Origin of the sequence: Rhodococcus sp. CX (genome assembly GCF_015865005.1) — a bacterium.
GTDB lineage: Bacteria > Actinomycetota > Actinomycetes > Mycobacteriales > Mycobacteriaceae > Rhodococcus.
This window is the reverse complement of record NZ_JADZGH010000277.1, coordinates 61,353-65,863: the sequence shown is the minus strand read 5'-3', so window position 1 is coordinate 65,863 and position 4,511 is coordinate 61,353. Positions and strand designations below refer to the sequence as shown.

7 protein-coding genes are annotated in these 4,511 nt (G+C 71.0%); 3 read left to right on the top strand and 4 right to left on the bottom strand.

Features of this window, described 5'->3' with window-relative positions; translation table 11 throughout:
- The 3 genes from I0Q12_RS31575 to I0Q12_RS31565 all read right to left on the bottom strand — a co-directional run.
- Nucleotides 1–1,429 (bottom strand): exodeoxyribonuclease V subunit gamma (locus I0Q12_RS31575; RefSeq protein WP_197258014.1); only part of this gene is annotated, 1,429 nt, incomplete at its 3' end.
- 107 nt (nt 1,430–1,536) lie between these two features.
- Entirely contained in the window at nt 1,537–2,031 is a 495-nt protein-coding gene (locus I0Q12_RS31570; protein WP_197258012.1) for a DUF2505 domain-containing protein, read from the bottom strand.
- A gap of 57 nt (nt 2,032–2,088) precedes the next feature.
- On the bottom strand, nt 2,089–2,277 hold the full coding sequence (locus tag I0Q12_RS31565; protein ID WP_307846683.1) for a DNA-directed RNA polymerase subunit alpha C-terminal domain-containing protein: 189 nt from the start codon (nt 2,275–2,277) through the stop codon (nt 2,089–2,091).
- A 378-nt stretch (nt 2,278–2,655) separates the two neighbouring features.
- Between I0Q12_RS31565 and I0Q12_RS31560 the strand changes: the two genes are divergently transcribed.
- The 3 genes from I0Q12_RS31560 to I0Q12_RS31550 all read left to right on the top strand — a co-directional run bounded on the left by I0Q12_RS31560 (nt 2,656) and on the right by I0Q12_RS31550 (nt 4,138).
- Nucleotides 2,656–2,988, top strand: coding sequence for a helix-turn-helix transcriptional regulator (locus I0Q12_RS31560; protein ID WP_197258010.1), 333 nt, complete (start codon nt 2,656–2,658; stop codon nt 2,986–2,988).
- The gene (locus I0Q12_RS31555) at nt 2,985–3,473 is read left to right on the top strand and encodes an SRPBCC family protein (RefSeq protein WP_197258008.1); all 489 of its coding nucleotides are present in this window, start codon (nt 2,985–2,987) and stop codon (nt 3,471–3,473) included. The genes I0Q12_RS31560 and I0Q12_RS31555 overlap by 4 nt, the downstream gene beginning before the upstream one ends.
- Nucleotides 3,474–3,544: 71 nt before the next feature.
- Nucleotides 3,545–4,138 carry a hypothetical protein gene (locus I0Q12_RS31550; protein ID WP_231611799.1) on the top strand — a complete coding sequence of 198 codons (594 nt, stop codon included), beginning with the start codon at nt 3,545–3,547 and terminating at the stop codon, nt 4,136–4,138.
- Between the two features lie 25 nt (nt 4,139–4,163).
- Here the strand turns inward: I0Q12_RS31550 and I0Q12_RS31545 are convergent.
- Nucleotides 4,164–4,511: VOC family protein (locus tag I0Q12_RS31545; RefSeq protein ID WP_231611798.1), on the bottom strand; the 348-nt coding region annotated here is incomplete at its 5' end.

Sequence of the window (4,511 nt, the reverse complement as noted above, 5' to 3'; positions counted from 1 at the left end):
GTCCCTTGGCCAGGCCCCAGCGCGCACCGGTCGCCACGGTCCATTCCTGCAGGCGCTCGAGGTCGTCGTCGGTGAAGCGGAGCCGCCTGCGCACCGGCGGCGCCGCGGCCAGGTCGAGGACCTGACTGGCGGTGACACGGGCGTCGGCGAGGTCGAGCAGCGTCGCGACGACGGCGAGCACCGGGTTGGTGCGGCGCAGGGCGCGGTCGGCGACACGCACCCGGAGGCCGTGACCCGGATGACCGTCGACGCCCTGCCCGAACGCGGCGTGGACCAGCGGGGCGTACGTCTCGACGTCGGGGCACATGACGATCACGTCGCGCGGTTCGAGCGTCGGGTCGTCGCGGAACAGGTGCAGCAGCGATTCGCGCAACACCTCGACCTGCCGGGTCGGTCCGTGGCACGCGTGGATCTGGACGGTGCCGTCGGCGGAGGCGGAACCGGCGACCGGGGCGCGGCCGGCGCGGATGTCGGCCTGCAGCCGGCCGAGCAGCGTGCCGGCAGGCTCGTCCGAAGAGTGGTGGACGTCGACGGCGCCGAGGACGCTCAGGCGCATCTGGAACTCGCGGACGTCGCGGGCCAGAGCGGCGAGCAGCGGATGCCGGACCGCGAGGGCGCTGTCGTCGTCCGCGCGCCGCAGCCGCGGCGGGATCTCGGCGAGTGCCTGCCACATCGCCGGGCTCGGGTGCGGCAGCCACAGGTGCACGTCGCGGCCGGCGCCGAGCGCGGACAGGACCGCGAGCTGCACCGTCGTGAGCCGGGTGGGTCCGAACAGCGACAGTCGTTCGGGCAGGTCGACGACGTCCGGTTCGGCGCGCAGCCGCGCGCAGGCGGCGTCGAGTCGCTGGGCGGGACTGTCGCTGCCGATGCGCTCGCGCAGGCGGCGCCACAGTTCGGGCTGCCAGAGCAGGTGCTCGTCGAGCGGCGCGCCGGTGCCGTCCGTGTCGCGGCCGTCGGCCCAGTCCAGGAGCATCTGCGGTCGCTGGGCACCGTAGCTGCGCATGAGGTCGGCCAGGTGCGCGGCGGTCGCGTACCGGCGGCCGGTGCGGAAGTCGTCGGTGCCGTACCCGAGGTGCCGGGACAGCACCGCGCACCACGGCTCGCCGACGCACTCGTCGATAACGGCGAGCAGTGCCCACAGCACGCGGGACGGATGCCAGGGATCGTCGTCGGCGGTGGTCCCGGAGGCCGCGGACAGCGCTTCGTCGACGAGTCGCGCGGGTGACGGGAAGTCGATGTTGGCCGCGACCCCGTCACCACCGGTCGTGCCGAGCGCGGTGGACAACCGCTGGGTGAGCCACCGTTCCATGCCGCGGGCGGGGACAGCCACGACCTCCCGCGCGAACGGATCGGCGGGCGGCGTCGCGAGCAGTGCGGCGAGGGTGTCGGCGAGGGTGTCGGCGCGCTCGGCGCGGTGCAGCGTCAGCACGCGTGTCCTCCTCGACGTCGTCCGGTGTTCCTCCTGCGGTCTATCACACCGGTCGGACATCGAGCACCGTCGCGCGACCCCCGGGCGAGGGCGGCGCGACGAGTGGTTCAGCGGGTGAGCCAGGCGGCGAGCGCGTCGCGGTCGTTCTCGACGATCCGGCCGATCATCTTCGCGGCCAGACCTTCGATCTGCCGGCCGACGATCGGGATCTTCACGGTGACCTCGCCGCGCACGGCGAGGACGGTTCCGTCCGCGGCGGGCCGCAGATGCGAGGTGCCCCGGAAGTCGACGGGGATGCCGCTGGCACCGCCGACGACGAGGCCGGTCGCGCCGTCGGCGCCGAGGGCGCCCCAGTGGTCGGTGCGTTCCATGATCATCGGGCCGCGCACGACGCCACGGACGAGCGCGGGCATGTCGGCCGGTTCGGTCCGTTCGGTCACGACGACGAGCAGCGTGCCGGGACCGTCCGGGTTCTCGATCCGCACGGTCGCGGTGGGACTGGCAGCGACGCGGTCACGCCAGTACCGCTCGTCGGTCAGCGCGGCGTGCACGTCGCGGGCCGGATGGTCGAGGACTGCCGTGAACTCGAATTTCTTCGGCACCGTTCGGACGGTACTGCGTTCCGGCGGTCGCGTCAGGGGAACGGGAGCGCGGGCCCACTACGCGAAGGAGAGGCCGTGGCGCTCGAGGTCTTCGCGCAGGATGCGAACGGCCTTGGGTCCCATGCCGTGCAGCGCGAGCAGGTCCCGTTCGGTGTACCGCGTGAGGTCCTCGAGGGTCGCGACGCCGATGCCGTCGAGCGCGCGCTGCGCGGGTGCGGAGGTCTTGGGCAACGGGTGTCCGGTCACGCGAACCAGTCTCGCCCGGTTTCGCCGGGAACGCAGCGGTTGGGTGCAACGCACCTCTGCCGGTGGCGCAAAGACCGCGCGTCGGGGGGGCACCGGCGACCGAGACGACGTCGCCGGGGACCAGGTGGACGCGGGGGTTCCGGGCGGGCAGGTCGTTGATCCGGACCAGGCCCTCCATGAGCAGGGCCGCGGCTTCACCGGCGGATCCGGCGAGACCGCTGTCCTGCAGAAAGCCGAACAGGGAGTCGGGAACGAGTGTCGGCATGCCGTCAGCGTGCCCGGTGTGCGCGTCGGGGCGGTCACCTACGCGGAACCATCGGGTGAACGATCCGCGAATACGGGTTGACTCCCCCCATTCCCGGTGCAACACTTAACCAAATGGTTCAGCATTCGGATCTGGATTCGACGTTCGCGGCACTGGCCGACCCCACCCGCCGCGGAATCCTCGAACACCTGGCGAACGGCCCCGCGTCGATCAGCGACCTGGCCGCGCGATTCGAGATGAGCCTGCCCGGCATCACCAAACACATCCGACTCCTGGAGGAGGCCGGCCTGGTACTGACGGAGAAGAAGGGCCGTGTGCGGTACTGCACCCTCGGCGCCAACCCACTCGACCACGTAGCGGCATGGATCCGCGGCCACCGGAAGTCGATCGAAGACCGCATGGATCGTCTCGCCGCATTCCTCGACGAAACCAAGGAGCCATCATGACCACCCCCGATCCCACTGTCACAGACACCACTCTCACCGTCACCAACCCCGGCGACCGCGTGATCCACATCGAACGCGTCTTCGACGCCCCGCTCGACCGGGTCTGGGCCGCCCATTCCGAACCCGACCTGCTCGTCCGATGGTGGGGCCGGGGGAACCGGCTCGACGTCGAGAAGTTCGAATTCGAACGCGGCGGACACTGGCGGTTCGTCGAGCACGCCGACGGCGAAACCCATGGATTCGAAGGACGATTCCGCGAGATCACCCCGAAGGAACGCATCGTCCAGACCTTCGAGTGGGACGGCATGCCCGGATACGTGTCGATCGACACCGCGACGTTCGTCGACCTCGGCGACGGTCGCACGAAGCTCGTCACCGAGAGCCTGTTCCACACCACCGAGGAACGCGACGGCATGCTGCAGTCCGGCATGGAGTCCGGTTTGAGCGCGAGTTACGTCGCACTGGATCGCCTGCTGGCGGCGTGACACCCGGACACCACACCCCCGCGTGACCCCCCGCGTGACACCGGCTCGGAGACTTCGGTCACCATGTCCGCATGAAACACGGGGGTGTGGCTGTTCTGTTGGGGGTCTTCGCGGTGACGGCGGGAACCGGATGCACGGTCGTCGTGCCCGGAATTCCCTCCGCCTCGGCCGAGGAGCCGACGTTCCCTGTCTCCGCCCCGCACGCGACCGCACCCGAGTCCGAGCTCGCATCGTCCCGGGCTCCGGGCATGTCCTCCCCGGTCCGATCCACCGTCGATGCCGAGAACTACCTGACCGCGCCGGGTGTCTACCACTTCACGAGCGCCAGCGGGAAGTTCGCGTGCATGATCTCCACGGAGGAACCGACGCTCGCCGGCTGCCACGGACCCATGCCGGCGACCGCACCGAAGGTGCCCGGCAGCGGCGCACCCGACGTCCTGGTACCGCCGAACTCGGTGTCCGTCACCGCCGACGGACCGGCCGCGTTCACGAGTGTGGGCGACACGCGGTTCCACGGTCCCGGAGCCGGCGTGCAGCCGCTGCCCTACGGTCACCGCCTCGACGCCGCCGGATTCACGTGCACCGTCGATCCCGTCACGGGCGTCACCTGCGCGGCACGCCTGCACGGATTCACCGTGTCGGACAGCGCATTCGACCTCTGGTAGTGCGCACGGCTCCGGCGCCGCGACGTCACCCGGCGGAGGCCTGCTCCGCGGCCCACTCGGCGACCCTCCGGACGCTCTCCTCCTCGGACAGGTCCTCGACGCGCGTCATGATCGACCAGCGCACCCCGAACGGGTCGCGGATCGAGGCGTAGCGGTCGCCGGAGACGAACGTGGCCAGCGGTTCACGGATGGCGGCACCGGCACGCTCGGCCCGCAGCACCACCTCGTCGACGTTCGAGCAGTACAGCCCGAGCGAATAGCAGTCGGCGTCCCCCTGCGGCGCCGCGACGAGCCCGTAGTCCGGATTGGGTTCGCCGAGTTGCATTCGCCCACAGCCGAAGTCGAGGTCGGCATGGACAACGATTCCCCCGAT

Bases quoted from the DNA above. Each gene is read 5' to 3' on its own strand.
- I0Q12_RS31560 (WP_197258010.1), top strand. From the start codon at position 2,656: ATGGTTCAGCATTCGGATCTGGATTCGACGTTCGCGGCACTGGCCGAC.
- I0Q12_RS31555 (WP_197258008.1), top strand. From the start codon at position 2,985: ATGACCACCCCCGATCCCACTGTCACAGACACCACTCTCACCGTCACC.
- I0Q12_RS31550 (WP_231611799.1), top strand. From the start codon at position 3,545: ATGAAACACGGGGGTGTGGCTGTTCTGTTGGGGGTCTTCGCGGTGACG.